The organism is Leisingera sp. NJS201, assembly GCF_004535885.1.
In the GTDB taxonomy this organism is placed as follows: domain Bacteria; phylum Pseudomonadota; class Alphaproteobacteria; order Rhodobacterales; family Rhodobacteraceae; genus Leisingera.
The window spans coordinates 304,954-328,706 of record NZ_CP038234.1; the positions used below are offsets into that span (position 1 = coordinate 304,954).

The 23,753-nt window shown below is 63.0% G+C and carries 20 protein-coding genes and 1 pseudogene; 10 read left to right on the top strand and 11 right to left on the bottom strand.

Annotated elements, in window-relative coordinates; all coding sequences use genetic code 11:
* Nucleotides 1-241: 241 nt before the first annotated feature.
* The 6 genes from ETW23_RS01500 to ETW23_RS01525 all read left to right on the top strand — a co-directional run bounded on the left by ETW23_RS01500 (nucleotide 242) and on the right by ETW23_RS01525 (nucleotide 5,257).
* Nucleotides 242-1,120, top strand: a complete 879-nt coding sequence (locus tag ETW23_RS01500) for an RNA polymerase factor sigma-32 (RefSeq protein ID WP_129369519.1) — start codon at nucleotides 242-244, stop codon at nucleotides 1,118-1,120.
* Nucleotides 1,117-1,953, top strand: coding sequence for a ChaN family lipoprotein (locus ETW23_RS01505; protein WP_134828900.1), 837 nt, complete (start codon nucleotides 1,117-1,119; stop codon nucleotides 1,951-1,953). The genes ETW23_RS01500 and ETW23_RS01505 overlap by 4 nt, the downstream gene beginning before the upstream one ends.
* A 201-nt stretch (nucleotides 1,954-2,154) precedes the next feature.
* The gene (gene coaBC, locus ETW23_RS01510; protein ID WP_134828901.1) at nucleotides 2,155-3,351 is read left to right on the top strand and encodes a bifunctional phosphopantothenoylcysteine decarboxylase/phosphopantothenate--cysteine ligase CoaBC; all 1,197 of its coding nucleotides are present in this window, start codon (nucleotides 2,155-2,157) and stop codon (nucleotides 3,349-3,351) included.
* A gap of 38 nt (nucleotides 3,352-3,389) precedes the next feature.
* Entirely contained in the window at nucleotides 3,390-3,845 is a 456-nt protein-coding gene (gene dut, locus ETW23_RS01515) for a dUTP diphosphatase (protein ID WP_129369522.1), read from the top strand.
* Nucleotides 3,845-4,894: a HesA/MoeB/ThiF family protein gene (locus ETW23_RS01520; RefSeq protein ID WP_134828902.1), complete on the top strand. Its 1,050-nt coding sequence runs from the start codon at nucleotides 3,845-3,847 to the stop codon at nucleotides 4,892-4,894. Before dut ends, ETW23_RS01520 begins: the two co-directional genes overlap by 1 nt.
* 12 nt (nucleotides 4,895-4,906) lie before the next feature.
* Entirely contained in the window at nucleotides 4,907-5,257 is a 351-nt protein-coding gene (locus ETW23_RS01525) for a hypothetical protein (RefSeq protein WP_129369524.1), read from the top strand.
* 18 nt (nucleotides 5,258-5,275) lie between these two features.
* On the opposite strand, the gene ETW23_RS26535 is transcribed toward ETW23_RS01525, so the two are convergent.
* A complete protein-coding gene (locus tag ETW23_RS26535) occupies nucleotides 5,276-5,398 on the bottom strand; it encodes a hypothetical protein (protein WP_282103123.1) in 123 nt (40 codons plus the stop codon).
* A gap of 139 nt (nucleotides 5,399-5,537) precedes the next feature.
* On the opposite strand from ETW23_RS26535, the gene ETW23_RS01530 reads away from it, so the two are divergent.
* Nucleotides 5,538-7,553, top strand: a complete 2,016-nt coding sequence (locus tag ETW23_RS01530; protein WP_134828903.1) for a M3 family metallopeptidase — start codon at nucleotides 5,538-5,540, stop codon at nucleotides 7,551-7,553.
* Between the two features lie 132 nt (nucleotides 7,554-7,685).
* On the opposite strand, the pseudogene ETW23_RS01535 reads toward ETW23_RS01530, so the two are convergent.
* The 7 genes and pseudogenes from ETW23_RS01535 to ETW23_RS01565 form a co-directional block, all read right to left on the bottom strand.
* Nucleotides 7,686-8,617: pseudogene (locus tag ETW23_RS01535) on the bottom strand (2-hydroxyacid dehydrogenase).
* 16 nt (nucleotides 8,618-8,633) lie between these two features.
* Nucleotides 8,634-9,785, bottom strand: coding sequence for a rod shape-determining protein RodA (gene rodA, locus ETW23_RS01540; protein ID WP_129369527.1), 1,152 nt, complete (start codon nucleotides 9,783-9,785; stop codon nucleotides 8,634-8,636).
* Nucleotides 9,782-11,728 (bottom strand): penicillin-binding protein 2, encoded by a 1,947-nt coding sequence (gene mrdA / locus ETW23_RS01545; RefSeq protein ID WP_129369528.1) that lies wholly within the window; start codon nucleotides 11,726-11,728, stop codon nucleotides 9,782-9,784. Before mrdA ends, rodA begins: the two co-directional genes overlap by 4 nt.
* Nucleotides 11,725-12,264 carry a rod shape-determining protein MreD gene (locus tag ETW23_RS01550; RefSeq protein ID WP_134828904.1) on the bottom strand — a complete coding sequence of 180 codons (540 nt, stop codon included), beginning with the start codon at nucleotides 12,262-12,264 and terminating at the stop codon, nucleotides 11,725-11,727. The genes mrdA and ETW23_RS01550 overlap by 4 nt, the downstream gene beginning before the upstream one ends.
* Entirely contained in the window at nucleotides 12,257-13,198 is a 942-nt protein-coding gene (gene mreC / locus ETW23_RS01555; RefSeq protein WP_134828905.1) for a rod shape-determining protein MreC, read from the bottom strand. Before mreC ends, ETW23_RS01550 begins: the two co-directional genes overlap by 8 nt.
* 65 nt (nucleotides 13,199-13,263) lie before the next feature.
* Nucleotides 13,264-14,310 carry a rod shape-determining protein gene (locus tag ETW23_RS01560; protein WP_027257685.1) on the bottom strand — a complete coding sequence of 349 codons (1,047 nt, stop codon included), beginning with the start codon at nucleotides 14,308-14,310 and terminating at the stop codon, nucleotides 13,264-13,266.
* Between the two features lie 220 nt (nucleotides 14,311-14,530).
* Nucleotides 14,531-15,313 carry a hypothetical protein gene (locus ETW23_RS01565; protein ID WP_134828906.1) on the bottom strand — a complete coding sequence of 261 codons (783 nt, stop codon included), beginning with the start codon at nucleotides 15,311-15,313 and terminating at the stop codon, nucleotides 14,531-14,533.
* A gap of 120 nt (nucleotides 15,314-15,433) precedes the next feature.
* On the opposite strand from ETW23_RS01565, the gene ETW23_RS01570 reads away from it, so the two are divergent.
* Entirely contained in the window at nucleotides 15,434-16,228 is a 795-nt protein-coding gene (locus tag ETW23_RS01570) for a 23S rRNA (adenine(2030)-N(6))-methyltransferase RlmJ (RefSeq protein WP_134828907.1), read from the top strand.
* A gap of 99 nt (nucleotides 16,229-16,327) precedes the next feature.
* Here ETW23_RS01570 and ETW23_RS01575 read toward each other — a convergent pair whose 3' ends face one another.
* Both ETW23_RS01575 and ETW23_RS01580 read right to left on the bottom strand, forming a co-directional pair.
* Nucleotides 16,328-17,926: a 2-isopropylmalate synthase gene (locus tag ETW23_RS01575; protein ID WP_129369533.1), complete on the bottom strand. Its 1,599-nt coding sequence runs from the start codon at nucleotides 17,924-17,926 to the stop codon at nucleotides 16,328-16,330.
* Nucleotides 17,927-18,167: 241 nt separating this feature from the next.
* The gene (locus ETW23_RS01580; RefSeq protein WP_134828908.1) at nucleotides 18,168-19,541 is read right to left on the bottom strand and encodes a PLP-dependent aminotransferase family protein; all 1,374 of its coding nucleotides are present in this window, start codon (nucleotides 19,539-19,541) and stop codon (nucleotides 18,168-18,170) included.
* Nucleotides 19,542-19,637: 96 nt separating this feature from the next.
* Here ETW23_RS01580 and ETW23_RS01585 point away from each other — a divergent pair, with 96 nt between their 5' ends.
* On the top strand, nucleotides 19,638-20,303 hold the full coding sequence (locus tag ETW23_RS01585) for a pyridoxamine 5'-phosphate oxidase family protein (protein WP_134828909.1): 666 nt from the start codon (nucleotides 19,638-19,640) through the stop codon (nucleotides 20,301-20,303).
* A gap of 58 nt (nucleotides 20,304-20,361) precedes the next feature.
* Here the strand turns inward: ETW23_RS01585 and ETW23_RS01590 are convergent, their stop codons facing one another.
* A complete protein-coding gene (locus ETW23_RS01590) occupies nucleotides 20,362-21,783 on the bottom strand; it encodes an MORN repeat-containing protein (RefSeq protein ID WP_134828910.1) in 1,422 nt (473 codons plus the stop codon).
* Between the two features lie 180 nt (nucleotides 21,784-21,963).
* On the opposite strand from ETW23_RS01590, the gene ETW23_RS01595 reads away from it, so the two are divergent.
* Nucleotides 21,964-23,622, top strand: coding sequence for an NAD+ synthase (locus ETW23_RS01595; RefSeq protein WP_134828911.1), 1,659 nt, complete (start codon nucleotides 21,964-21,966; stop codon nucleotides 23,620-23,622).
* The last annotated feature ends 131 nt before the right edge of the window (nucleotides 23,623-23,753 follow it).

Consider the following 23,753-nt stretch of genomic DNA (forward strand, 5'->3'; position numbering starts at 1 on the left):
TAAACGCAGGGCCCGGTTAAGACAAGAGACAGCAGTATCCCGGGGTTCCACTTATTAAGGCCGGGAAAGTCTGCACAGGGGCCAAAAAACCATTTTGTTTTTCATTTTTGGCCCGTGGATGTGCCGAGAGTCGTATCCAGTGCATTGATACTGCCGGTCTGCAGAAGACCCGGGCTCAACTTTGTTTCATGCGCATCCCCAGGCGCCGGTAGTTTGTTAATTAGTTTCCGGGGGAAATAAAATGGCACTAGATTCCACAATCGAAAACCCATTGCCGCGGCAGGCAATGAAGGCAGAACTTTTGGACGCCGAAACCGAACGGCGTCTGGCATACGCGTGGCGCGATGACCGCGATGTGAAGTCGCTGCACCGGCTCATCAACGCCTACATGCGTCTGGCGATTTCCATGGCGTCCAAGTTCAAGCGGTACGGCGCGCCTATGAACGATCTGATACAGGAGGCGGGCCTGGGCCTGATGAAGGCCGCCGACAAATTCGACCCTGACCGGGGGGTTCGGTTCTCGACCTATGCGGTCTGGTGGATCAAGGCGTCGATTCAGGACTACGTGATGCGCAACTGGTCCATGGTGCGCACAGGCTCCACGTCGTCGCAGAAATCGCTGTTTTTCAACATGCGCCGGGTGCAGGCGCAGCTTGAGCGCGAGGCGCGTGCTTCGGGGGCGCGGCTGGACCGGCATCAGCTGCATCAGAAGATTGCGACTGAAATCGGGGTGCCGCTGCGCGATGTCGAGATGATGGAGGGGCGCCTGTCGGGTGCCGACTTTTCGCTCAACGCGGTGCAGTCCACCGATGAAGAGGGCCGCGAGTGGATCGACGCTCTGGAAGATGACACGTCTCAGGCCGATGAACTGGTGCAGGAGCGGCACGACCGCCGCCAGCTGCGCAAATGGCTGGTGGGGGCGTTGCAGGCGCTGAATGACCGTGAGCGCTTTATCATCACGGAACGCAAGCTGCGCGAACGCCCGCGTACTTTGGAAAGCCTGGGAACCGAACTGGGGCTGTCCAAGGAACGGGTCCGCCAGCTGGAGGCCGGGGCGTTCCAGAAAATGCGCAAATGCCTTGAAGGACAGTCGCGCGAGGTGCACAGATTGCTTTCATGAGAAAGCAGATCAATTTCCTGAAAGTAATGTTAAGCGCTGCCTGTCTGGCGGCGCTTAGCCTGTCTGGCGCCCGAGCGGATGATGTGTCCGCGGCAGCCCGGCTGCTGAGCGGCGCTGACGTAGTGATTCTCGGCGAAGTGCATGACAATCCAGTGCATCACCAGCAGCAGGCAATTCTGCTGGCAAAGCTGCAGCCTAAGGCGGTGGTCTGGGAGATGATCACTCCAAAGCAGGCAACCGCACTGGACCCTGAAACGCTGGCAAATGCACAGCTGACGGCCCGGCAACTGGATTGGCCGAATTCCGGCTGGCCGGACTTCAGCCTTTACGCGCCGGTGTTTGCAGCTGCTGCCAATGCCCGCCAGTATGGCGCACAGGTGCCGCGGACAGAGGCTGCGAAGGCCTTGGAACGCGGCGTGGCTGTCTATTTCGGGGCTGAAGACGCCGCCCGCTTTGGCCTTGATCAGCCGTTGCCGGAGGCAGAACAGGCCGCGCGCGAGGCGGACCAGCAGGCGAATCACTGCAATGCGATGCCGGTTGAGATGCTGCCTGTCCTGGTGGACTTTCAACGTCTGCGGGACGCCGCCCTGGCAGAGGCCGCGGATATGGCAATTGCGGAAACCGGCGGTCCAGTGGCTGTGATCACCGGCAATGGCCATGCCCGCACCGACCGCGGGCTGGCAGTCTATTTGGCCAAGGCCCGTCCGGGGGTGCAGATCCGCAGCTTGGGCCAGTCCGAGGGCGGGCGGATCAGCGGGATTTTCGATCTGCTGCTGGACGCGGACGCGGTCAGCCGCCCTGATCCCTGCCTGGCCTTCCAAAAAGGCGGCTGAAGGCCTCTGTGCAGCACAGGGCCGGTCTGATTGGAAACGGTACCGCGCCGTGCGCAGCACCGTCAGGGGCGGGGGCCGCGGGCCCGTGCCGCGCGGGGGCGGGAGCCTTTGCTTTGGCTTAGGCCGTCTCCGCTGGGAAAACCGTTTCACACTTTCGCCGCAGCGCAGTAAGGTCGCGGGAAACGGGACAAGGGCGGACAAATGCTGGCTGGCAGACATATTCTCCTGATAATCAGCGGCGGTATCGCGGCCTATAAGTCGCTGGAGCTGATCCGCCGCTTGCAGGACCAAGGGGCGCGCGTGACCCCGGTGCTGACCAAGTCCGGCGCGGAATTTGTGACACCCCTGTCTGTCTCGGCACTTGCCGGAACCCCTGTGCATCAGGAGCTGTTCGACCTGACCTCCGAGGCCGAGATGGGCCATATTCAGCTGTCGCGCAGCGCCGACCTCTTGGTTGTAGCGCCGGCCACGGCGGATCTGATGGCCAAGATAGCGCAGGGTCTGGCAAACGATCTTGCCTCTACCTTGCTGCTGGCCACCGACACCCCGGTGATGCTGGCACCTGCGATGAATGTGCGGATGTGGGAGCATCCGGCGACACAGCGCAACATCGCGGTCCTGAAGGAGGATGGGGTGTCTTTCGCGGGTCCGAATGACGGCAGCATGGCCTGCGGTGAATTCGGCCCGGGCCGGATGGCGGAACCGGATGAGATCGTGACTGCGATCACTGCCAAATTTTCGGATGGACCATTGAGAGGCAAACGCATTCTGGTGACCTCCGGCCCGACGCATGAGCCGATTGATCCGGTACGCTATATCGCCAACCGCTCCTCCGGGGCGCAAGGGGCAGCGGTGGCCCGTGCTCTGCGCGATTCTGGCGCGGAAGTGGTGTTTGTCACGGGCCCGGCAGCGGTGCGCCCGCCTGAGGGCGTGCAGGTTGTGGCGGTTGAAAGCGCCCGTGAAATGGAGGCGGCTGTGCAAGCGGCACTGCCTGTTGATGCCGGGGTGTTTGCTGCGGCGGTGGCGGATTGGCGGGTCGCCAGCGCCTCGGACCGCAAATTGAAGAAGTCCAAGGACGGGTTGCCGGTGCTGGAATTTGCAGAAAACCCCGACATTCTGAAAACAGTTGCACGGATGCCAAAGGGCCGTCCCAAACTGGTGGTTGGATTCGCGGCTGAGACAGACGATGTGGTGGAAAACGCCACCGCCAAGCGCAAGCGCAAGGGCTGCGACTGGATCGTTGCAAATGACGTCTCTCCCGCAACCGGCATCATGGGCGGCAGCGAAAACGCAGTTGTCCTGATCTCTGATGACGGTGCCGAGGAGTGGCCGCGCATGGGCAAAGATGACGTCGCCCGTAAACTGGCTGCGCGGATCGCTGCGGCGCTGGCCGGGTGAAATTGAGTATTTGAACAAAGATGAAGCAGGGGACGGGGATGGTAACAATCCGTGTGATCCACGACGAAGGCGCGGACCGGGATGTGCCGCTGCCGGCATATGAGACAGCTGGCGCTGCGGGAGCGGACCTGCGCGCTAACCTGCCGGGCGGGGGCACGCTGACGCTTGAACCGGGGGCACGGGCACTGGTGCCGACCGGGCTGCGCATCGAGATTCCTGCAGGCTACGAGGTGCAGATCCGCCCGCGCTCGGGCCTGGCTCTGAAGCACGGGATCACTCTGCCCAACACGCCCGGCACAATCGACAGTGACTACCGCGGGCCGCTAGGGGTGATCCTCTTGAATGCAGGACAGGAATCCTTTGAAATCCGCCATGGCGAACGCATCGCGCAGATGGTTGTGGCGCCGGTGCTTCAAGCCCGGTTTGAGCGCGCGGAGGCGCTCTCCGGCACCACCCGCGGCGACGGCGGCTTTGGTTCAACCGGGCGCGGCTGATGCTGCGCATTCTGATCCTGGCAGCGCTGATCTGGTGGGGCGGGCGTTTCCTTGGCCTGCCGCGCAATCTGCGTTTTGGTTTGCTGGTTTTGCTGTTTGCGGCTGTACTGGCGGTGCAGTTGACCCTGCCGGACGGGCACGGTTTGCGGGAGGGCACCGGGGGCTCGGCAGCGCCTTGGCTTCTCTTGGGCGGTTTTGCCATTGTGGCTGGTTTCTATGCGCGTATCGTGGCCGCCCTGAAGACCCGCGCCCAGCCTCAGGAAACGAACATGAGCCAGCCTGCCAGCACCTTCACCGAAAGCGAGCTTGACCGCTATGCCCGTCATATTGTCCTGCGGGAACTGGGCGGGGCGGGACAAAAGAAGCTGAAGCAGGCCAAGGTTCTGGTGATCGGTGCCGGCGGGCTGGGTGCGCCTGCGCTGCAGTATCTGGCTGCCGCCGGCGCGGGCATAATCGGGGTGATCGACGACGACGTGGTCGACAATGCCAACCTGCAGCGACAGGTGATCCACCGCGACGCAGACATTGGCAAGCCCAAGGTGTTTTCGGCCCAGGCCGCGATGCAGGCGCAGAACCCTTATGCCGACGTGCGCCCTTACAACCGGCGCCTGACCGGGGAGGCCGCGGAGGAGCTGTTTGCGGAATATGATCTGATCCTCGACGGCACCGACAATTTCGAAACCCGTTATCTCGCCAACCGCACCGCAGTGGCCCTGGGCAAACCGCTGATCTCTGGCGCGCTGTCGCAATGGGAAGGCCAGCTGAGCGTTTTTCACCCGGCCAAGGGCGGACCCTGCTACCAGTGCATCTTCCCCGAGGCACCGGCGCCCGGTCTTGCCCCCAGCTGCTCGGAGGCCGGGGTGATTGGCCCGCTGCCCGGTGTTGTCGGGGCAATGATGGCAGTCGAGGCGGTCAAGCAGATCACCGGTGCCGGTGCGGTTCTGCAAGGTGAGATGCTGATCTATGACGGGCTCTATGGCGAAACCCGCAAGATCCGCATGGCCAGGCGGCAAGATTGCCCGGTTTGCGGCAGCGCCGGACATTCCTGACGAGACCTCCCCGTGAACGAAGCCTATTTCATTTCGCTGCTCTGCGGCGCCCTGTTCGGCGGCCAGCCGGAGACAGTGCATAAGTTCACCTATCCCGGCGGTGCGGCGTCGATCCGCACAGATTGCGAAAACAGTAACCGTGTCATCGAGTTCGGCCTCGATAAGCGCAGCAGCCTGGACAGCATTCAGCAGGCGTTGTTTGCGGCAGAGATCACCGGTAAGGAGCCGGTGGTGGTTCTTATCGATACCGATAGCCGTATGGGCCGTTTCGAGTGGCGGATCGCCCGGGCAGCCAATATCGCGGATGTTCCGATCCGCATCGTGCCAGCGGCGCTGACCAAAGGCGATGGCGCTGGCGGCTGACCCGCCCGTGCCACAAGGTCAGAGCAACCGGTTCCGAGCGGCGATCAGGTCTTCGGTGTCCTCCAGTACGGCGGACAGGCGGAAAATGCCGTCGCCTGCATAGGTGCAGTTTTCTGCCTCCTGCGCCGGGTCGGGACGCAATGCCTTTGCAGATATTGCCCTGGGCGATCGGAACCAACTGACGTTCCGCAAATTCCGGACTGGTGCGCCCAGTCAGTTGCAAGCCTAATTGCAGCTCCACGGCTTTCCCGTTAGCGTTCCCGGCAAAGGAGACCCGTAAATGTCCAATCCGCTTCTGTCCCGCTGGGACACGCCGTTTGAAATTGCCCCGTTCAACAGCATCTCTGACGACGATTTTGCCCCTGCGCTGGAGCAAGCACTTGCGGCGCACGCCGCACAGATCGACACCATCGCAAACAGCAGCGAGGCGCCTGGGTTTGCTAATGTGATCGAGGCGCTGGAAACTCCTTGCCGTGAGTTGGAGCAGGTGCTGGGGGTGTTCTTTACTGTGGCAGGCGCCGACAGCAACCCCAAGCGCGAGGAGCTGCAGCGGGCGTTCTCGCCCAGACTTGCCGCGCATTTCTCGGCGATCACCGCCAACAAGGCGCTGTATGCACGGGTCAAGGCGGTCTGGGATCAGCGCGATGTGCTGGATCTGACGCAGGAGCAGCAGCGCGTCCTGATGCTGACCCACCGCGGCTTTGTCCGTGGCGGCGCGGCGCTGGAAGGCGAGGCGGATACGCGGATGCAGCAGATCAAGGGGCGGTTGGCAACACTCGGCACTGAGTTCACTCAGAACTTGCTGGCTGATGAGCGCAGCTGGTTCATGGAGCTGACCGAAGAGGATCTGGAAGGCCTGCCGGAATTCGTGATCAGCGCGGCCCGTGCGGCGGGGCAGGAAATGGGCAAGGACGGCCCGGTTGTGACCTTGTCGCGGTCCTTGATCACGCCGTTCCTGCAGTTTTCCCCGCGCCGGGATCTGCGCGAGACAGCCTTTAACGCCTGGGCAGCCCGCGGTGCGGGCGGCGGCGAAACCGACAACCGCGCCATTGCGGCGGAAACTCTGCAGCTGCGCGAAGAGCGTGCCCGGCTATTGGGGTATAAGAATTTCGCTGCCTATAAACTGGAAACCGAAATGGCCGGGACGCCGGACGCGGTACGCGGCTTGCTGATGGATGTCTGGGGCCCGGCCAAGGCCCGCGCCGATGAAGACGCCAAGGTCCTGACCGCGATGATGCAGGCGGACGGCATCAACGGTGACCTGGAACCCTGGGACTGGCGCTACTACGCCGGGAAACGCCGCAAGGCCGAGCACGATCTGGATGAAGCGGCGCTGAAACCTTATTTGCAGCTTGACCGGATGATCGAGGCCGGCTTTGCCTGCGCAAACCGTCTGTTCGGGTTGGAGTTCGCACCGTTGGACGTGCCGCTCTACCACCCGGATTGCCGCGCTTGGGCGGTGACCCGGAACGGTGCCCATGTGGCGGTCTTCATCGGCGACTATTTTGCCCGCGGTTCCAAACGCTCGGGCGCCTGGTGTTCGGCAATGCGCCAGCAGGCGAAATTCCCGCAGGTACAGGCGCCGGTGGTGATCAACGTCTGCAACTTCGCCAAGGGCGACCCGGCGCTGCTGTCCTGGGACGACGCCCGTACCCTGTTTCACGAATTCGGCCACGCGCTGCATCAAATGCTGTCGGATGTGACCTATGAAAGCATCTCGGGCACCTCGGTCGCGCGTGATTTTGTCGAACTGCCGAGCCAGCTGTATGAACACTGGCTGGAAGTGCCGGAGGTGCTGCAGGAATTTGCCACCCACGCGGAAACCGGCGAACCGATGCCGCAGGAGATGCTGGAGAAGGTGCTGGGTGCCGCCAACTTCGACATGGGGTTCCAGACGGTGGAATACGTCGCCTCCGCCCTGGTGGATCTGGCCTTTCACGACGGTCCTGCGCCTTCCGACCCTATGGCAAAGCAAGCTGAAGTGCTCGCAGAACTCGGGATGCCGCGGGCGATTATCATGCGTCACGCCACCCCGCATTTCGCCCATGTCTTTGCCGGCGACGGCTATTCCTCGGGCTATTACAGCTACATGTGGTCTGAGGTGATGGATGCCGACGCCTTTGCGGCTTTTGAGGAAGCAGGCGGTGCCTTTGATGCCGAACGCGCCAAGGCGTTGGAGGCGCATATTCTATCCACTGGCGGTTCGGTTGACCCGGCTGAGCTTTACACGGCATTCCGCGGGCGGTTGCCCGGTGTGGAAGCGCTGCTGCAAGGCCGCGGCTTGACCGCACACTAGCCGGCATTGCGCAGGGCGATGCCCCTGAACTGGGTATTTAGGACCAGAAAGAAGCGATAGACCCCGGGCTTCTTTCTGGTCGAAAATACTCTGGGGGAATGCGCTGTCAGGCGCAGGGGGCAAAGCCCCGCCCTAATAACCGAGGTTGCGGTCCACCAAATGCAGCAGCGGCTCTCCAGCCTCGGCGCGGCGGATATTCTCGGCGATCACTTCGGCAGCGGTGCTTTCGCGGGTTTCCGAGGCGATATGCGGAGTCACTGTCACATTGGGATGCGCCCAAAAGGGGTGCTCCGGCGGCAGCGGCTCAACGCGGAACACATCCAGAGTTGCATGCCCGATCCGGCCGCTGCCGAGTGCCGCCAGCAGGGCGTCATCATCTATCAGCGGTCCGCGGCCCGGGTTGATGATCTTTGCCCCTTGGGCAGCCAGCCAAGCGTCTCGGCATTCAGCGTGTTTTCGGTGGCGGGTGTATCGGGCAGCAGCAGGACCACAATCTCCGCTTGCGCCAGCGCGTCCTTCATACCCTTAGGCCCGGCGTGGCAGGTGATGCCTTCGATTTCTTTTTGCGACCGGCTCCAGCCCGATACTTGAAACCCCAGGGCTGACAGCGCACTGGCCGAAGCAGTTCCAAGGGCGCCCAGACCCAGTACGGTCACATGGCGGTCCTTGGCCAGCGGCGGCGCCTTTGGTTCCCATTGCCCGTTTTGCCCAAGGATATGCGCATCCATTCCAAGGTGATAGCGCAGAGTGTGGCCAACCACCCATTCGGTCATGCCCTGCTCCAGCCCGCTATCCACCATCCGCGTGAGCGGCACGGAGGCAGGCACGGCGGGCACGACCTTTTCTACGCCCGCCCAAAGGCTCAGCACGGCCTTTAAGCGATCAAAGCGCGTGAAGTCGCTGATGGGTCCGCTGGGCGCAAAGACGATGTAATCCACCTCTTCCGGAGCGAAATCATTGCGCAGTTCGGCATCCAGACCCAAACGGGCGAATTCCGCGTTCAGCAGCGGCTGGTAAGCGGGCCAGGCATCGGCGCGGCCGGCGAACAGGACATTGGCGGTCATGGAAACTCCCTGATCTTCAGCGCGAGGATTGGCGCGGGCGGTGGATATGGGCGCTTTGCACAATGCCGAAGGCCCCGAGCAGCACAAGCATTGCCGAGCCGCCGTATGAGACCATCGGCAGCGGCACGCCGACCACTGGTGCCAGACCCATCACCATCGACATGTTGACGGCAAAGAACAGGAAAAAGGTGATGGCAATGCCCAGGATCACCAGCGAAGAAAACCGGTCCTTGGCGGCAATCGCCGAGGCAATGCAGAACAGGATGATCAGCATGTAAATGAACAGCAGGGTAACGCCGCCGATGAAGCCGAACTCCTCCGCCAGGGTGGTAAAGATGAAGTCGGTGTGTTTCTCCGGCAGGAAGTTCAGCCGCGATTGCGTGCCCTGCATGAAGCCCCGTCCGGACCAGCCGCCGGATCCCAGCGCAATCTGCGACTGGGTGATGTGGTAGCCCGCGCCTAAGGGATCCTGCGAGGGGTCCATAAAAGTGTCGATGCGGCGGAACTGGTAGTCCTTCAACAACTGCCAGTCGGTGCCGCGGCTTTGAAATACCGCGCTGACCAGCCCCGCGCCGGCTGCGATCACCGCCACGAAATAGGCCCAATGCACCCCGGCAAGGAACATCACCCCGCCGCCGGCCGCCATCAGCAGGATCGAGGTGCCAAGATCCGGCTGTTTCAGCACCAGCGCCGTTGGCACCAGGATCAGCGCCACCGGCAGCAGCACCCACATGGGCCGCGAGGTCTTTTCGGGCGGCAGCCAGTCGTAATAGGCTGCCAGCAGCATTACCAAGGCGATCTTGGTCACCTCTGAGGGTTGCAGCCGCATGAAGCCGATGTCGATCCAGCGCTGTGCGCCCATGCCCACGGTGCCGAACAGCTCCACCGCGACCAGCAGCGCCAGGGATCCCAGATAGGCCAGCACCGACACATTGCGCCAGAACCAGATCGGGATCATCGCCACCACAAACATGACGCCCAGGCCCAGGGCAAAGCGTTTGACCTGCGGTTCCACCCAGGGGCTGAAGGATCCGCCCGCTACTGAGTACAGCATCAGAAAGCCGACGCTGGACACCGTGATCAGCAGCAGTGTCAGCCCCCAGTTCAAATACAGTATCTTGCGCAGGCCGGAGGGCGTCGATTTGGCGTGATACTCCAGATAGCTCATGCCTTGCTGCTCCTGCTGCCCAAGGGGCGCTTGACGCGCTCGCGCTCCAGCCGCTCCTGTTGTGCCTTGATGCGGCTGCGGTCCCCTTTGGGGTAGGCCTCCAGCGGCGGGGTGCCATCGTAAAGCGCCTGCAGCAGCACGTCGCGGGCAATCGGTGCCGCGGCTCTGGAGCCGCCGCCGCCATGTTCAACCACCACAGCCACCGCGTATTTCGGGTTATCATAGGGAGCAAAACAGACGTACAGCGCATGGTCGCGCCGGTCCCAGGGCAAATCCTCGTTGCGGATCACCCCTGCGGCCCGTTCGGCGGCGGTGATGTTGCGCACCTGGCTGGTGCCGCTTTTGCCGGCCATCCGTATGTTGTCAGCGATAATGCGGGAGCGGTAGCCGGTGCCCCGGCGGTCGTTGCTGACCGAATACATGCCGCGCCGCACCATGCGCAGGCTGTTTTCGCTGACATCCAAAGGGTCGCCCGCGCCGCTGGGCAGTTCCACCCCGTCGAGCGATTTCAGCAGCCGCGGCGTTACACTGCGTCCGGTGGCGATCCGTGCGGTCATCACCGCCAGCTGCAACGGCGAAGCGAGGGTGAAGCCCTGGCCGATCGAGGAGTTTGCGGTGTCGCCGATCAGCCAGTCCTTGCCATAGGAACGCGCTTTCCATTCCTTGGTCGGGGTAATCCCCTGGGCCACAGCCGACATCGGCAAATCGTGCCTGATGCCCAGCCCGAATTTGTTGGCCATCGCCGAGATATTGTCGATCCCGGTCTTGATCGCCACGTCGTAGTAATAGACATCGCAGGACCGTTTCAGCGAGGTGTTGAGGTCCACATGCCCGTGGCCTGCCCGTTTCCAGCAATGGAAGCGGCGGCCGGCAACTTTCAGATGGCCCGGGCACCAAACAGTTTCCTCCGGCCCGATTACACCCTGTTCCAGTGCTGCCAGCGCCGTGATCATCTTGAAGGTGGAGCCGGGCGGGTAGGTGCCCTGCACGGTTTTGTTGGACAGGGGCCTATAGTTGTCCTCGGTCAGCATCCGGTAATCAGCGACTGAGATGCCCCGCACAAACAGATTGGGGTCGAAACTGGGGGAAGAGCAGATCGCGCGGATATCGCCGTCTTCGCAGTCAATCACCACCGCTGCGGCGCTTTCCCGGCCCAGCCGGGCCTGCACGTAGTTTTGCAGCTCAGCGTCAGTGGTCAGCTGCATGTCTGCGCCGGAAATACCCTCGCGCCGGTCCAACTCGCGCATTACCCGGCCGGTGGCGTTCACTTCCACCCGTTTGGCACCGGCTTTGCCGCGCAGCACGTCCTCGCGCTTGGCCTCAAATCCAACCTTGCCGATCTGGAATCGCGGGATCAGCAGCACCGGCTCGGGGTCTTCCATCTTGCTCAGGTCATAGTCGGACACCGGCCCGACATAGCCCACTACATGCGCGAAATCACCAAGCTGCGGATAAATCCGCGTCAGGCCGACCTCGGGCGTTACACCCGGCAGGGCGGGGGCGTTCACCGCCACCTTGGAGATATCCTCCCAGCCGATCCTGTCGGCCAGGGTGATCGGCAGGAATGGCGGCGACCGCCGCATCTCGGTGCGGGCGCGCTCCAGGTCTTCCGGGTCCAGCGGCAGCAGGCTCGACAGTTTATCAATCACCGCCTCCACATCGCCGGCATCCTCGGGCACCACGGTAATCCGGTAGGAGGGGGAGTTCTGCGCGATGATCAGCCCGTTACGGTCGAAGATCTGGCCGCGGGCAGGCGGCAGCAGGCGGATGTTGATCCGGTTTTCCTCGGCCAGCAAGCGGAATTCATCCGCTTGATCCACCTGCAGAAAGCGCATCCTTGCTGCCAGCCCGCCGGCAAAGGCCACCTGCAGCCCGCCCAGCAGCAGTGCCCGCCGGGTCATCTTGCCATGAGAGACGTCCAGATCCTTGGAATTGCGTTTCATCGGCGGCTCATCAGGGTTTCGGCTTCGGAAGGGGACAATTTGCGCACACCCAGAATAGCCTGGCTGACCCAAACTGCCAGCGGATAGGCGGCGATGGTCATCACAATCTGGATCACGGTCAGGCTAAGCGGCGCTTGCGCCACGCCAAAAACCACAAGAACCAGCCGGTTCAAAACGGCCATCCCGATCAGGGTCACGCCGGCTGCCAGCCATTCGCTGATGAAGGTGCTTTCCCGGTGCGGGGCCGCACGCGCCTTTAGAAACTCGCAGGCCAGCACCGTCAGCAACGCCAGCAATCCAGGCGGGCGATGAAACAGCAGATCGGCCAGCAGCATCACCAGCGCAATCGACAGCGCAGGCACAAAATCGGGTCGCCGCAGCGACCAGGTGATTGCCAGCAGCAGCAGGAAATCCGGCGGCGCCCAGAACCTCGGCTCGGTGTTCAACGGCAGCAGATGAAAAAACATGATCAGCAGCGCCAGTGCGGGAAAGGCTGCACGCATAGCCCAGATCCGGGCGGGCGAGGTATTAGCCATTGCCGGCCTCAGCAGTGCCTTCGGCGCTGCCGCCGCCCAGCCCTTCGGGCCGCGGCTGCGGAACCGGATCACCCGGGGCTGCTCCGACCAGCCCGCCGGGATCCTGGATCACCTCGGTGCCGTGATGGCGCAGCACCCGCAGAAATTCCAGCCGGCTGTAATCGGCGGACAGCCGCACCCGCATCCGGCCCGAGCGGTCCTTGGCCACCTGGCCGATCAGCAGGCCCGCTGGAAACACCGATCCGTCACCGGAGGAGATCACCCGGTCGCCGGGCCGCACAAGGTCGGGATTTTCCAGAAAGCTCAGCACTGGCGCGGCGCTGTTGTCACCGGTGACAAGAGTTGTCTGTCCGGAGGGCTGAATGGTGGCGGGCACTGCGCTGGCGGCGTCGGTCAGCAGGATCACCCGCGCGGTGTCGTGCCCGGTGCCGGAAATCCGGCCCACCAGCCCGATCCCGTCCATCGCCGCCCAGCCGTCATGCACCCCGTCGCGACTGCCCACATTCAGCAGCACCGATTGCCGGAAGGGTGAACCGCTGTCGGCCATCACCACCCCGGTGATATAGGTAAGCTGCGGGTCCAGCCGCACGTTGTTGAAATCCAGCAGCCGGGCGTTTTCCTGTTCCAGCTGCAGTGCGGCCTCTTTCCAGGCCCGCATCTGCCGCAGTTCGCTGCGCAGCTCGCGGTTCTGCTCGGCCAGTCGCTGATAGCTTTGGAAATCGCGCAGCAAGTTTACGGTGGCGGTGACCGGCACCATGGCCCAATCCATGCTGGGCACCACGCGGTCAGCCACCTGGGCGCGAAACCGTTCCACGCGCGGGCTGTCGATCCGCCAGACGATGAACACAGCAGCCAGGCACAGGCACAAAACCGCTGTCAGCAGACGCCGCAGCGGGGTTGCATAATCGTCGCGCTGTGACTTGTCCTTTGCCACGTCTCTCCTTCCAGCCGCCCCTCCAGCCCGTTGTCAGCTGGCGCCATTCAGGCGGTCAGGGGCGTTTAGCTGTCGTAGTCGATGGCGTGGGCCAGCTGCTTTTCATATTCCAGCGCCTTGCCGGTCCCCAGCGCCACGCAGTTGAGGCTTTCGTCGGCGATGGATACGGCCAGGCCGGTCTGTTCGCGCAGGGCCAGATCCAGATCACCCAAAAGCGCGCCGCCGCCGGTCAGCATCACGCCGCGGTCGACAATGTCGGCGGCCAGATCCGGCGGGGTGGTTTCCAGCGCGGTCATCACCGCCTCGCAAATCTGCTGCACCGGTTCGGCAAGCGCCTCGGCCACCTGGGCCTGGGAAATCTCGATTTCCTTCGGCACGCCATTCAGCAGGTCGCGGCCGCGGATCTGCATCGACTGGCCGCGGCCGTCGTCGGGCATCCGGGCGGTACCGATGGAGGTCTTGATGCGTTCAGCGGTGGCTTCACCCACCAGCAGGTTCTGCTGGCGGCGCAGGTAGCTGATGATCGCTTCATCCATGCGGTCGCCACCAACCCGGACTGAGCGGGCATAGACGATATCGCCCAAGGACAGAACCGCCACCTCGGTGGTGCCGCCGCCGATGTCGACAACCATGTTGCCGGTCGGGTCGGTGATCGGCATGCCTGCACCGATGGCTGCGGCAATCGGCTCGGCAATCAGCCCGGCGCGGCGCGCACCAGCGGACAAAACCGACTGGCGGATCGCACGCTTTTCAACCGGAGTGGCGCCATGCGGCACGCAGACGATGATCTTGGGCTTGGAGAAGGTCGAGCGTTTATGCACCTTGCGGATGAAATGCTTGATCATTTCTTCGGCAGTGTCGAAATCGGCAATCACGCCTTCGCGCATCGGGCGGATCGCCTCGATCGAGCCGGGGGTGCGGCCCAGCATCAGCTTGGCGTCTTCGCCCACGGCCAGCACCTTCTTGACGCCATCCTTGACGTGATAGGCCACCACCGACGGTTCGGAAAGGATGACACCGCGGCCCTTGACGTAAACCAGCGTGTTCGCAGTGCCGAGGTCGATGGCCATGTCCGAAGAGAACAGACCGCCCAAGTTTCCGAAAAGCGCCATATAGAAGGGATCCTGTGAGTGCTGTCATTTTTACCTTAGGCGACTCCCGGTGGGGCCGCCAGCACCAACCTTATAAGCGGCAGTGCAGTGCCGCGAAAGGGCGTATTATGGTGAAACAGCGCCTTTCCGCCAAGTCCACGGCGTCATTACAGGCCCCGTCCAAGCGGTCAGGCCAGGATGGGCGCAGAAGCCCGCCTGGGCGGGCAGCAGCGGGATCAGGTCAACTGGAGAAAATCCGCTTCATTTCAGTGTCAAAATGCGACCAGGTCAGGCTGGCGCTGTTGCCGGCATAACCCTCATAATAGGATTTGCCGCTGGAGGTCGGCAGCCCGGCCCAGATCTTGGCCAGGTTCAGCATGAAGGTCTTGCGCGGCATTTCTGCCTGCAGGAAGGCACTGTAGCCGGCTTCTTCGATCAGCTGATGCGCCAGCTGATCCTGCAGTTCGGGCGAAAAGCGGGCCTGCGGTTTCACACCCTGATGCTTGACCAGCCGCCGGAAGGTTGCGGGGATCAGCTGGTAGCGCCCGATGGCATGGGGCTGTCCCGGCGTTGCTTTGATCCAGGCGTTGATCTCGGCAACGGTCATCTGCGTGGGTTTCTTTGGCGGCTTGCGTTTGGCGCCGTGCTGCACGGCATCATAATTTGCCTTGCCCGCCTCGGCGCTGGCGATCAGCGTCAGCAGGCGGCTTACGCTTGGCGGCGCGCTGAGAAGCGGGGCGAACAGGCTGCCGCCGCTGCGGCCGCGGAACAGGCTGGCGGCTCCGGGATCAAGCGAGACCGCGCCGCGCCCGGGATCTGCACCAGGCAGCGTATCGGGTAAAATGCTGGCCAGCGCCTGAGGCGCCGGACCCGGCGCTGCGCCGGGCTGGGGGGCAGAAGCCTTGTGCAGGAAGAACTGGTTGCCAACCAGCGAATACCCCTGTGCGCTGACGGCCCCTGCGGCGCACAGCAGCATAGCCAGAAATGTAAGGAAGAGGGCAACGGCGCTCGTTCTGAGGGGCATAGGGACCTGCATTCTGCGGTATCTCGACTGGCTGCAGTCTGCCCCATCGGGGTTGAGATTCCGTTTATCCTGCGTCCGCTGCCCCTTCCGCCCTGCGGCATTTGCCGCTAGAGGGGGCCTATGCTCTCTTATCAGCACATATACCACGCCGGGAATCTGGCCGATGTCCAAAAGCATGCGCTGCTTGCCTGGATGCTGGCCTATCTCACCCGCAAGGACAAACCGCTCAGTTATATTGAGACTCATGCAGGCCGGGGTCTCTATCGGCTGGACGCGGCTGAGGCGGTCAAGACCGGCGAGGCGGAGCAGGGCATCACCCGCATTCTGGCGGACCAGGGCCTGGCAGCGGATCACCCGCTGCACCACGCCCTGACGGAAACCCGCAATCGGCATGGCGGGGCTGCCTATCCAGGGTCGCCGCTGGTTGCAGCCGCTTTGCTGCGCCCGGGCGACGCGATGCATTTTGCCGAACTGCACCCGCAGGAACATGCCGCCCTGCGCGCCGCGCTGAGACCCTGGAAAGCCAAGGTGCATCAGCAAGACGGGTTTGAGCTGGCCATGTCACTGGCGCCGCCAACACCCCGCCGCGGCCTCATGCTGATTGACCCCAGTTACGAGATCAAAACCGACTATGCCCGCATTCCCGGCATCATCGGCCAGCTGCACAAGAAGTGGAATGTGGGGATCATCGCCTTGTGGTATCCGATCCTAAAGGACGGTGCGCACCGGCAGATGCTGACAGCGCTGGAGGCGCAAGACCTGCCTGGTGCCCTTCGCCATGAGGTTTCCTTTCCGCCGGTCCGTGACGGGCACCGGATGATTGGCAGCGGCATGTTTGTGGTGAATGCTCCCTTTGGCATCGAAGAAGAAGCTGCCCGGCTGTCGGCGCTGTTTGAGGGGATTTCCCGCAAGTAACCGCGCACCACCCGATCTGTCCGGCCAGAGGTTTCGCATAGAACAAGAAAGGGCGCCGCAGCGGGCGCCCTTTGTTTGTTCTGTCCGGCCAGCAGTGGCTTAGGCGAGGTCTTTATAGGAAATCTCGCGGGTGTCAGCGCCTTCGCCAACCCGGCCACGGCGCACGATCAGGCGGTTCAGCGCGTTCACATAGGCCTTGGCAGACGCCACCACCGTATCGGTATTGGCGCTTTCGCCGGTGGCGATGATGCCGTCTTCTTCCAGCCGCACCGACACTGTTGCCTGCGCATCGGTGCCTTCGGTCACCGCATGCACCTGATAAAGCTGCAGACGGGCAGAGTTCGGGTGGATCATGCGGATCGCCTTGAAGGTCGCATCAACCGGGCCGTCGCCCTCAGCCGTCTCGGTGACGTCCTTGCCGTCGATCTCCATCTCGACTGTAGATTCTGCCGGGCCGCCGGTGCCGCAGACCACTTTCATGGAAACGATCTTGAGGTAGTCGTTCTCGGCGTCTACCCCGGTGCGCATCAGCGCGATGAGGTCGTCGTCAAACACCTCTTTCTTGCGGTCGGCCAGTTCCTTGAAGCGGACAAAGACATCCTTCAGCTGGTTGTCGCCAACTTCATAGCCAAGATGCTCCAGCTTATCACGCAGCGCGGCGCGGCCGGAATGTTTGCCAAGCGGCAGCGAAGTGCCGGAGAGGCCCACATCCTCGGGCCGCATAATTTCAAAGTTTTCGCGGTTCTTCAGCATGCCGTCCTGGTGGATGCCCGACTCGTGCGCAAAGGCGTTCTTGCCGACAATCGCCTTGTTCGGCTGCACCACAAAGCCGGAGACAGTCGAAACCCGGCGCGAGATATGCATGATCTTGGTGGTGTCGATGCCGGTGTGCCAGGGCATGATGTCATTGCGCGTCTTCAGCGCCATCACCACCTCTTCCAGCGCGGTGTTGCCGGCACGCTCGCCCAGGCCGTTGATGGTGCATTCGATCTGGCGCGCACCACCCGCAACCGCGGCCAGTGCATTGGCGGTCGCCATGCCCAGATCGTTGTGGCAATGGGTGGCAAAGATCACCTCGTCAGCACCGGGCACGGTTTCGATCAGGCGTTTGATCAGGTCGGCCGACTCCATCGGCGCGGTATAGCCCACAGTGTCGGGGATGTTGATGGTGGTGGCGCCGGCCTTGATCGCGATCTCGATCACCCGGCACAGGTAGTCCCACTCGGTCCGGGTCGCATCCATCGGCGACCACTGCACGTTGTCCACCAGATTGCGGGCGTGAGTGACTGTCTCATGGATCTTGTCGGCCATCTCATCCATTGTGAGGTTCGGGATGGCGCGGTGCAGGGCCGAGGTGCCGATAAAGGTATGGATGCGCGGCTGCGCGGCCTTGCGCACGGCCTCGGCGCAGCGGTCGATATCCTTAAAACTGGCGCGTGCCAGGCCGCAGATCACCGAATTCTTGGAGCGTTCCGCAATCTCGGACACCGCGCGGAAATCGCCCTCAGACGCAATCGGGAAGCCGGCCTCGATGATGTCCACGCCCATATCGTCCAGAAGCCCGGCAATCTCCAGCTTCTCGTCATGGGTCATGGTGGCGCCGGGGCTTTGTTCGCCGTCGCGCAGGGTTGTGTCGAAAATGACAACACGGGATTTGTCGCCGGAATTTGCGCCGGCAGTCGGGGAATTATTGGTCATGTCGGTATCTCTTGTCTCTGTCCTAAGCCCTTTGGGGCATCATAAGCCTATCGTGGCGCGCGTGCGGCAATCCTCTGAGCGGGCGCGCCGGAAGGGCACGCTCAGAGGCGGGCTAGGATCAGTAGGGCGCGCAGAGCGGCACCGCGGGACGCGGTGGCGGCAAGGGGGATATCTGCGCAAATGGTCATGCAGGGATTTATACAGAGGCAATGGTAAATGAAAAGCCCATAGGCAGAGAATTTCAGCTTTGTGCCACGATCCGGCGCAGCGCTCCAATTTGGCCGGGCAGGGCATCGGGCTGGCTTTGGCAAAATCCGATCAGCAGCCCCTGGGATTGCTTGGCCGGATCATGCGGCGACAAAGGCCGGACGGCGTAGCCCGCTTTGGCAGCATTGCGGCAGATCCGCGTGTCACTTTGTCCGTCTGCCAAGTGAAAGGCGATCTGCATCCCGGCATTGTGGCGCCGGAAGGAACCCAAATCCTCAGGCCATGCGGCCAGCGCCTCTGCCGCGGCAGCATAACGTTCGGCATAAAGCCTGCGGGCGCGGCGGATGTGGCGGTCGTACTGCCCCGAGGCCATGAACTCGGCCAGGGGCCGCTGTGCGGTGATCGCGGCGCCTGCACTGGGGTGGATGAACCGGGCGCGGAACTGCGGCACCAGCGCGGGCGGCAGGATCGCATATCCCAGCCGCAAAGCGTGGGAGAATGTCTTGGAAAAGGTGCCCGCATAGATGCAGCGCCCTTCGCGGTCGAGCGCGGCCATGGCGGGAACCGGCTGCCCGGCATAGCGGAACTCACTGTCGAAATCATCCTCGATAATCCAGCCGTCCCGGTCCTTGGCCGCTTGCAGAAAGGCCTGCCGCTGCGGAACGGGCAGGGTGCCGCCGAGGGGAAACTGATGCGACGGGGTCAGCAGCGTGACCTTGGCCATCTGCGGCGGCACTTCCGCGCCGCGTTCCCCGGCCCGCAGCCAGCGCACCTCCCAGCCGCGCGACAGGGCAAACCGCTGCGTCGGGGTGAAACCGGGTGCCTCCAGCGCGATGTCTTCGCCGCCAACCAGGAAATCCATCGTCAGCTCCAGCGCTTCGCGGGCGCCGCTGGTGACCAGAACCTGTTCGGCACTGCAGTCGATCCCGCGCCAGCGGGCGGCATATGCAGCAATCTCGCGGCGCAGCTCAGGATCGCCAAAAGCATCTTCCTGGTGACTGAGGCTAAGCGGATCCATCCTTGCCACACGTGAAACACAGCGCGCCCAGGACCGCGCCGGAAACACCGCCGGATCCGGCGCGCCGGGCAGCAGCATCCCCGGGGCCGGCGCTGTCACCGTCGGCAGAGGCCGGGACGGGGCCGCCGGCGGGCGGATCGGGGCGACATCGCAGACAAAGATCCCCGCGCCGCGCCGGGGTTCGGCGAACCCCTCGGCCACCAATTGATCATAGGCCGTCACCACAGTGGACCGTGCCACCCCCAGATCCTGCGCCAGCGCCCGCGATGACGGCAGCCGGGCGCCGATAGCCAGGCTGCCTTCACTGATCCGCCCGCGCAGTGCGGTGACGATCTGCTGATACAACGGTTCAGCATTTTCACCGGAGAGCATACCGGACAGATCAATCATAGTGGACTGCTCATTTTGCAAGGAACTGGAGCTTAATCATAGGCCAATTTGCGCATAGCTGTCGTGAAAAGACAATTAGCAACAAGAGATCAGCCGATGAGCCAGTCCGAAGTGGAAACCGCCTTGAAATCCGAACGCAGCCGTCTGCGCCGCGCGCATGAACGCGGGGTATACGACCGCGAAGCCGTGTATCAGGTGCTGGATGCCATGCCGCTTGGCCATATAGGCTATCAGATCGATGGCAGCACATCGGTTCTGCCGACGCTGCAATGGCGCGAGGGCGATCACGTCTATTGGCACGGTTCCGCAGCCAGCCGCGCCATCCGCGCGATGGAAGGGGCCGAGGTCTGCCTGACCGTCACCTGCATGGATGGTTATGTGCTGGCGCGCTCGGCCTTTCACCACTCGGTCAATTTCCGCTCTGCCATGCTGTTTGGGGTGGCTGAGAAAGTGACGGATGAAGACGCCAAGGCTGCTAGCCTCAAGACGATGGTGGACCACATCTTCCCCGGCCGCTGGGAGGCTTTGCGCCCGATGACCAGCCAGGAGCTGAAAGCAACAGCCCTGCTGCGAATGCCGATCGAGGAAGGCGCCGCCAAGGTCCGGTCCGGCCCGCCCAAGGACGACGAGGAGGATTACGCGCTGCCGATCTGGGCCGGGGTGGTGCCGATGGCATTGGAGCTGAAACCGCCGCAGCCGGACCCTGCCAATCTGGAAGGCGTGGCGATGCCCGACCACCTGAGCCGCATCCGCATCGGCTGAAACGAAAAGGCGCGCCACTTCGGCGCGCCTGAATTCCGGTCCGGAAATCCCGCCTGGCTTACTCGGTCTGCGCGGCGTCCCCGGCCTCGCGGCTCACCAGCGCGCCGTTTTCCCAGGTGCCGTCCGCCTGCTGGCCGCTGGCGTATTTCATCGTGCCCGGCCCCTGCCGCTTGCCGTTGACAAAGCTGCCCTCATAGACGTCGCCGTTGGCATAGGTCGCGACACCGTCGCCAAAGATCTTACCCTCTTGCCAGCTGCCCTCGTAGACGAAGCCGTCGGGCATTTCGATCTTGCCCTGACCGTGCCGCTGGCTGTCCGCAAACGCACCAGTATAGACCGAGCCGTCGGCATAGGTCACCTTGGCGTCGCCATGGCGCTGCCCGTTCTGCCAGCCGCCCTCATAGCGGTAACCGTCGGCATAGGTCATAACACCCTGGCCGTGGTTCTTGGCATTCTGGAAATCCCCGGTATAGGTGATGCCGTTGGGATAGGTCGCGGTGCCTTTGCCTTCGATCACGCCGGCCATCCAAGCGCCTTGGTAGGTAGAGCCGTCGGGATAGGTGATCTTGCCCTGGCCCTCAGCCAGGTCGTCCCGGAAGTCACCCTCATAAACCGACCCGTCCGGATAGACCGCTTTGCCTTTGCCTTCGATCTGTCCCTTCACCCATTCGCCGGTATAGGTGTAGCCGTCTTTCTCGGTGAAAGTGCCCATGCCGTGGCGCTGATCGTCCAGGAAATCGCCGGCGAAGACATCGCCGTTGGCATAGGTCTGCTTGCCGGTGCCATGACGGCGGCCGTTTTGCAGCTCGCCTTCGTAGATATCGCCGTTGGGCTGCATCAGGCGGCCGGTGCCATGCATTTGGCTTGCGGCCCATTCGCCCTCGTAGACCAGCCCGTCCGAGGTCTCCAGCTTGCCTTGGCCCTGCAACTGGCCGTCAGCCACAGCGCCCGCGTAAACAGTGCCCTCGCCGTAGGTGATCTTGGCCTGTCCTTGCTGGCGGCCCGCAACCCAATCGCCATCATAGGAATAGCCGTCGGGGGAGGACATTGCGCCCTTGCCGTGCCGCTTACCATCGGCAAAGCTGCCGTGATACCGCACGCCGCTGGCATAGACCGAGGTGCCGTCGCCGTGGATTTGCCCATCCTGCCAGCCGCCCTCATAGGTGCTGCCGTCGGCGCGGGTCAGTTTGCCCAGCCCGTGCGGCTTGCCTTGCGCAAACCCGCCCTCATAGACCGAGCCGTCCGGAAAGCGCGCCACGCCTTGGCCGCGCACTTCACCATCGACCCATTCACCGGTGTATTCATAACCGCTTGGCAGCTTGTAAGTGCCGGTGCCATGCTGCAGCCCGCCCCTGAAGGTGCCTTGGTAGACACCGCCGATTTCGTCCTGAGTGGTTATGACGTCACTCTCCTGGGCCAGCGCCGGTGCGGCCAGTGCCAGAAGTGTGGTAAGCGCGAATGCGGTGCCGAAACGGGTCATTGAAACCTCTGCCTGCCCAGGAATTACGGTGCTGCTGCCATAGTGGGTTGCTCGCCCGGAAACTAAGCTACCGCAGGCGGGGCCGCAATGTCTTTTACCCGGCCTCCGCGCCTTGCTCTTTTACTTGGCGGTCAATCTGGTAAATGGCTCTGAGTGAGTTTTGCAAAGGGCCCAAGCAGCATGGCAGACCGTTTCCGCGTGACACTGGCGCAGCTGAACCCAACCGTGGGCGATCTGGCGGGCAATGCCGCCAAGGCCAAAGCCGCCTGGGAGGAGGGCCGCACCGCCGGCGCCGATCTGGTGGCGCTGCCGGAAATGTTCATCACCGGCTACAACACCCAGGATCTGGTGATGAAACCGGCCTTTCATACGGCGGCCATCGCCGAAGTTGAAAGGCTGGCAGCAGACTGTGCCGATGGTCCCGCGCTGGCAATCGGCGGCCCCTGGATCGAGGGCGGGCGGCTCTATAATGCCTACCTGATCCTCAAGGGCGGCAAGATCGCATCGCGCAGCCTCAAGCACCACCTGCCCAATGAAACTGTGTTCGACGAGGTGCGGATTTTTGATGCCGGCCCCTTGGGCGGCCCCTATGCAGTCGGCAACACCCGTATCGGCTCGCCTATCTGCGAGGATGGCTGGCACGAGGATGTCGCGGAAACCCTTGCCGAAACCGGTGCCGAATTTCTGCTGATCCCCAACGGCTCGCCCTATTTCCGCAACAAGATGGAGGTGCGTTTCAACCACATGGTGGCGCGCGCGGTCGAAACCCATTTGCCGGTGATCTACCTCAACATGGTCGGCGGCCAGGACGATCAGGTGTTTGATGGCGGCTCATTTGTGCTGAACCCGGGCGGCGCCCTGGCGCTGCAGATGCCGGTGTTTGACGAGGCTTATGCCCATCTCGACCTGGAGCGCACCGAAGACGGCTGGCGCGCGGTGGAGGGCGAGAAGGCACATCTGCCGGACGCGTGGGAACAGGATTACCGGGTGATGGTCGAATCCTTGCGCGACTACATGGGCAAGACCGGCTTCAAAAAGGTGCTGCTGGGGCTGTCCGGCGGTGTCGATTCGGCGATTGTCGCGGCAATTGCGGTGGACGCGTTGGGTGCCGAGAATGTCCGCTGCGTGATGCTGCCTTCGGAATACACCAGCCGGGAATCGCTGGAGGATGCCGAAGCCGTCGCAAAGGCGCTGGGCGTTCATTACGACTACGTGCCGATCTCCGAAGGCCGCGAAGCGATCACCAGCACGCTGGCGCCGCTGTTCGCAGGCATGGAACCGGACCTGACCGAAGAAAACATCCAATCCCGCCTGCGCGGGCTGCTGCTGATGGCGATGTCCAACAAGTTCGGGGAAATGCTGCTGACCACCGGCAATAAATCCGAAGTCGCGGTGGGCTATGCCACCATCTACGGCGACATGAACGGCGGCTATAATCCGATCAAGGACATGTACAAAACCCGGGTGTTTGAGACCTGCCGCTGGCGCAACGCCAATCACCGCCCCTGGATGAAGGGCCCGGAGGGTGAGGTGATCCGCCCCAATGTGATCGACAAGCCGCCCAGTGCCGAGCTGCGCGAGGACCAGAAGGACAGCGACAGCCTGCCGGACTACCCGGAGCTGGACGCGATCCTGGATATCCTGGTCGATCAGGACGGTTCAATCTCCGATTGTGTTGCCGCCGGTTTCGACCGGGATGTCACCAAACGGGTCGAGCATCTGGTTTATATCAGCGAATACAAACGCTTCCAGTCCGCGCCCGGCGCCCGCCTGACCCCAAGCGCGTTCTGGCTGGACCGGCGCTATCCGATCGTGAACCGCTGGCGCGACCCGTCCTGATCCAAGCACTAACCCCTTGAGGGCGTAGATTTTTTTACGGTATCCAGGCCGTCGCTAGACCCTTGCCCGGCGCCGGCAACGCTCTGATATGCGGCGGAAAAATCACAATGCCGGAAACCAGCACAAGGCGC

What these genes read in the sequence shown, in the direction of transcription:
- ETW23_RS01570 (WP_134828907.1), top strand. Translation starts at nt 15,434, where the DNA reads ATGCTCTCTTATCAGCACATATACCACGCCGGGAATCTGGCCGATGTC.
- ETW23_RS01580 (WP_134828908.1), bottom strand. Translation starts at nt 19,541, where the DNA reads ATGATTGATCTGTCCGGTATGCTCTCCGGTGAAAATGCTGAACCGTTG.
- ETW23_RS01565 (WP_134828906.1), bottom strand. Translation starts at nt 15,313, where the DNA reads ATGCCCCTCAGAACGAGCGCCGTTGCCCTCTTCCTTACATTTCTGGCT.
- ETW23_RS01585 (WP_134828909.1), top strand. Translation starts at nt 19,638, where the DNA reads ATGAGCCAGTCCGAAGTGGAAACCGCCTTGAAATCCGAACGCAGCCGT.
- ETW23_RS01560 (WP_027257685.1), bottom strand. Translation starts at nt 14,310, where the DNA reads ATGGCGCTTTTCGGAAACTTGGGCGGTCTGTTCTCTTCGGACATGGCC.
- coaBC (WP_134828901.1), top strand. Translation starts at nt 2,155, where the DNA reads ATGCTGGCTGGCAGACATATTCTCCTGATAATCAGCGGCGGTATCGCG.
- ETW23_RS01530 (WP_134828903.1), top strand. Translation starts at nt 5,538, where the DNA reads ATGTCCAATCCGCTTCTGTCCCGCTGGGACACGCCGTTTGAAATTGCC.
- ETW23_RS01575 (WP_129369533.1), bottom strand. Translation starts at nt 17,926, where the DNA reads ATGACCAATAATTCCCCGACTGCCGGCGCAAATTCCGGCGACAAATCC.
- mrdA (WP_129369528.1), bottom strand. Translation starts at nt 11,728, where the DNA reads ATGAAACGCAATTCCAAGGATCTGGACGTCTCTCATGGCAAGATGACC.
- dut (WP_129369522.1), top strand. Translation starts at nt 3,390, where the DNA reads ATGGTAACAATCCGTGTGATCCACGACGAAGGCGCGGACCGGGATGTG.
- ETW23_RS01505 (WP_134828900.1), top strand. Translation starts at nt 1,117, where the DNA reads ATGAGAAAGCAGATCAATTTCCTGAAAGTAATGTTAAGCGCTGCCTGT.
- rodA (WP_129369527.1), bottom strand. Translation starts at nt 9,785, where the DNA reads ATGAGCTATCTGGAGTATCACGCCAAATCGACGCCCTCCGGCCTGCGC.
- ETW23_RS01595 (WP_134828911.1), top strand. Translation starts at nt 21,964, where the DNA reads ATGGCAGACCGTTTCCGCGTGACACTGGCGCAGCTGAACCCAACCGTG.
- ETW23_RS01590 (WP_134828910.1), bottom strand. Translation starts at nt 21,783, where the DNA reads ATGACCCGTTTCGGCACCGCATTCGCGCTTACCACACTTCTGGCACTG.
- ETW23_RS01500 (WP_129369519.1), top strand. Translation starts at nt 242, where the DNA reads ATGGCACTAGATTCCACAATCGAAAACCCATTGCCGCGGCAGGCAATG.
- ETW23_RS01550 (WP_134828904.1), bottom strand. Translation starts at nt 12,264, where the DNA reads ATGGCTAATACCTCGCCCGCCCGGATCTGGGCTATGCGTGCAGCCTTT.
- ETW23_RS01520 (WP_134828902.1), top strand. Translation starts at nt 3,845, where the DNA reads ATGCTGCGCATTCTGATCCTGGCAGCGCTGATCTGGTGGGGCGGGCGT.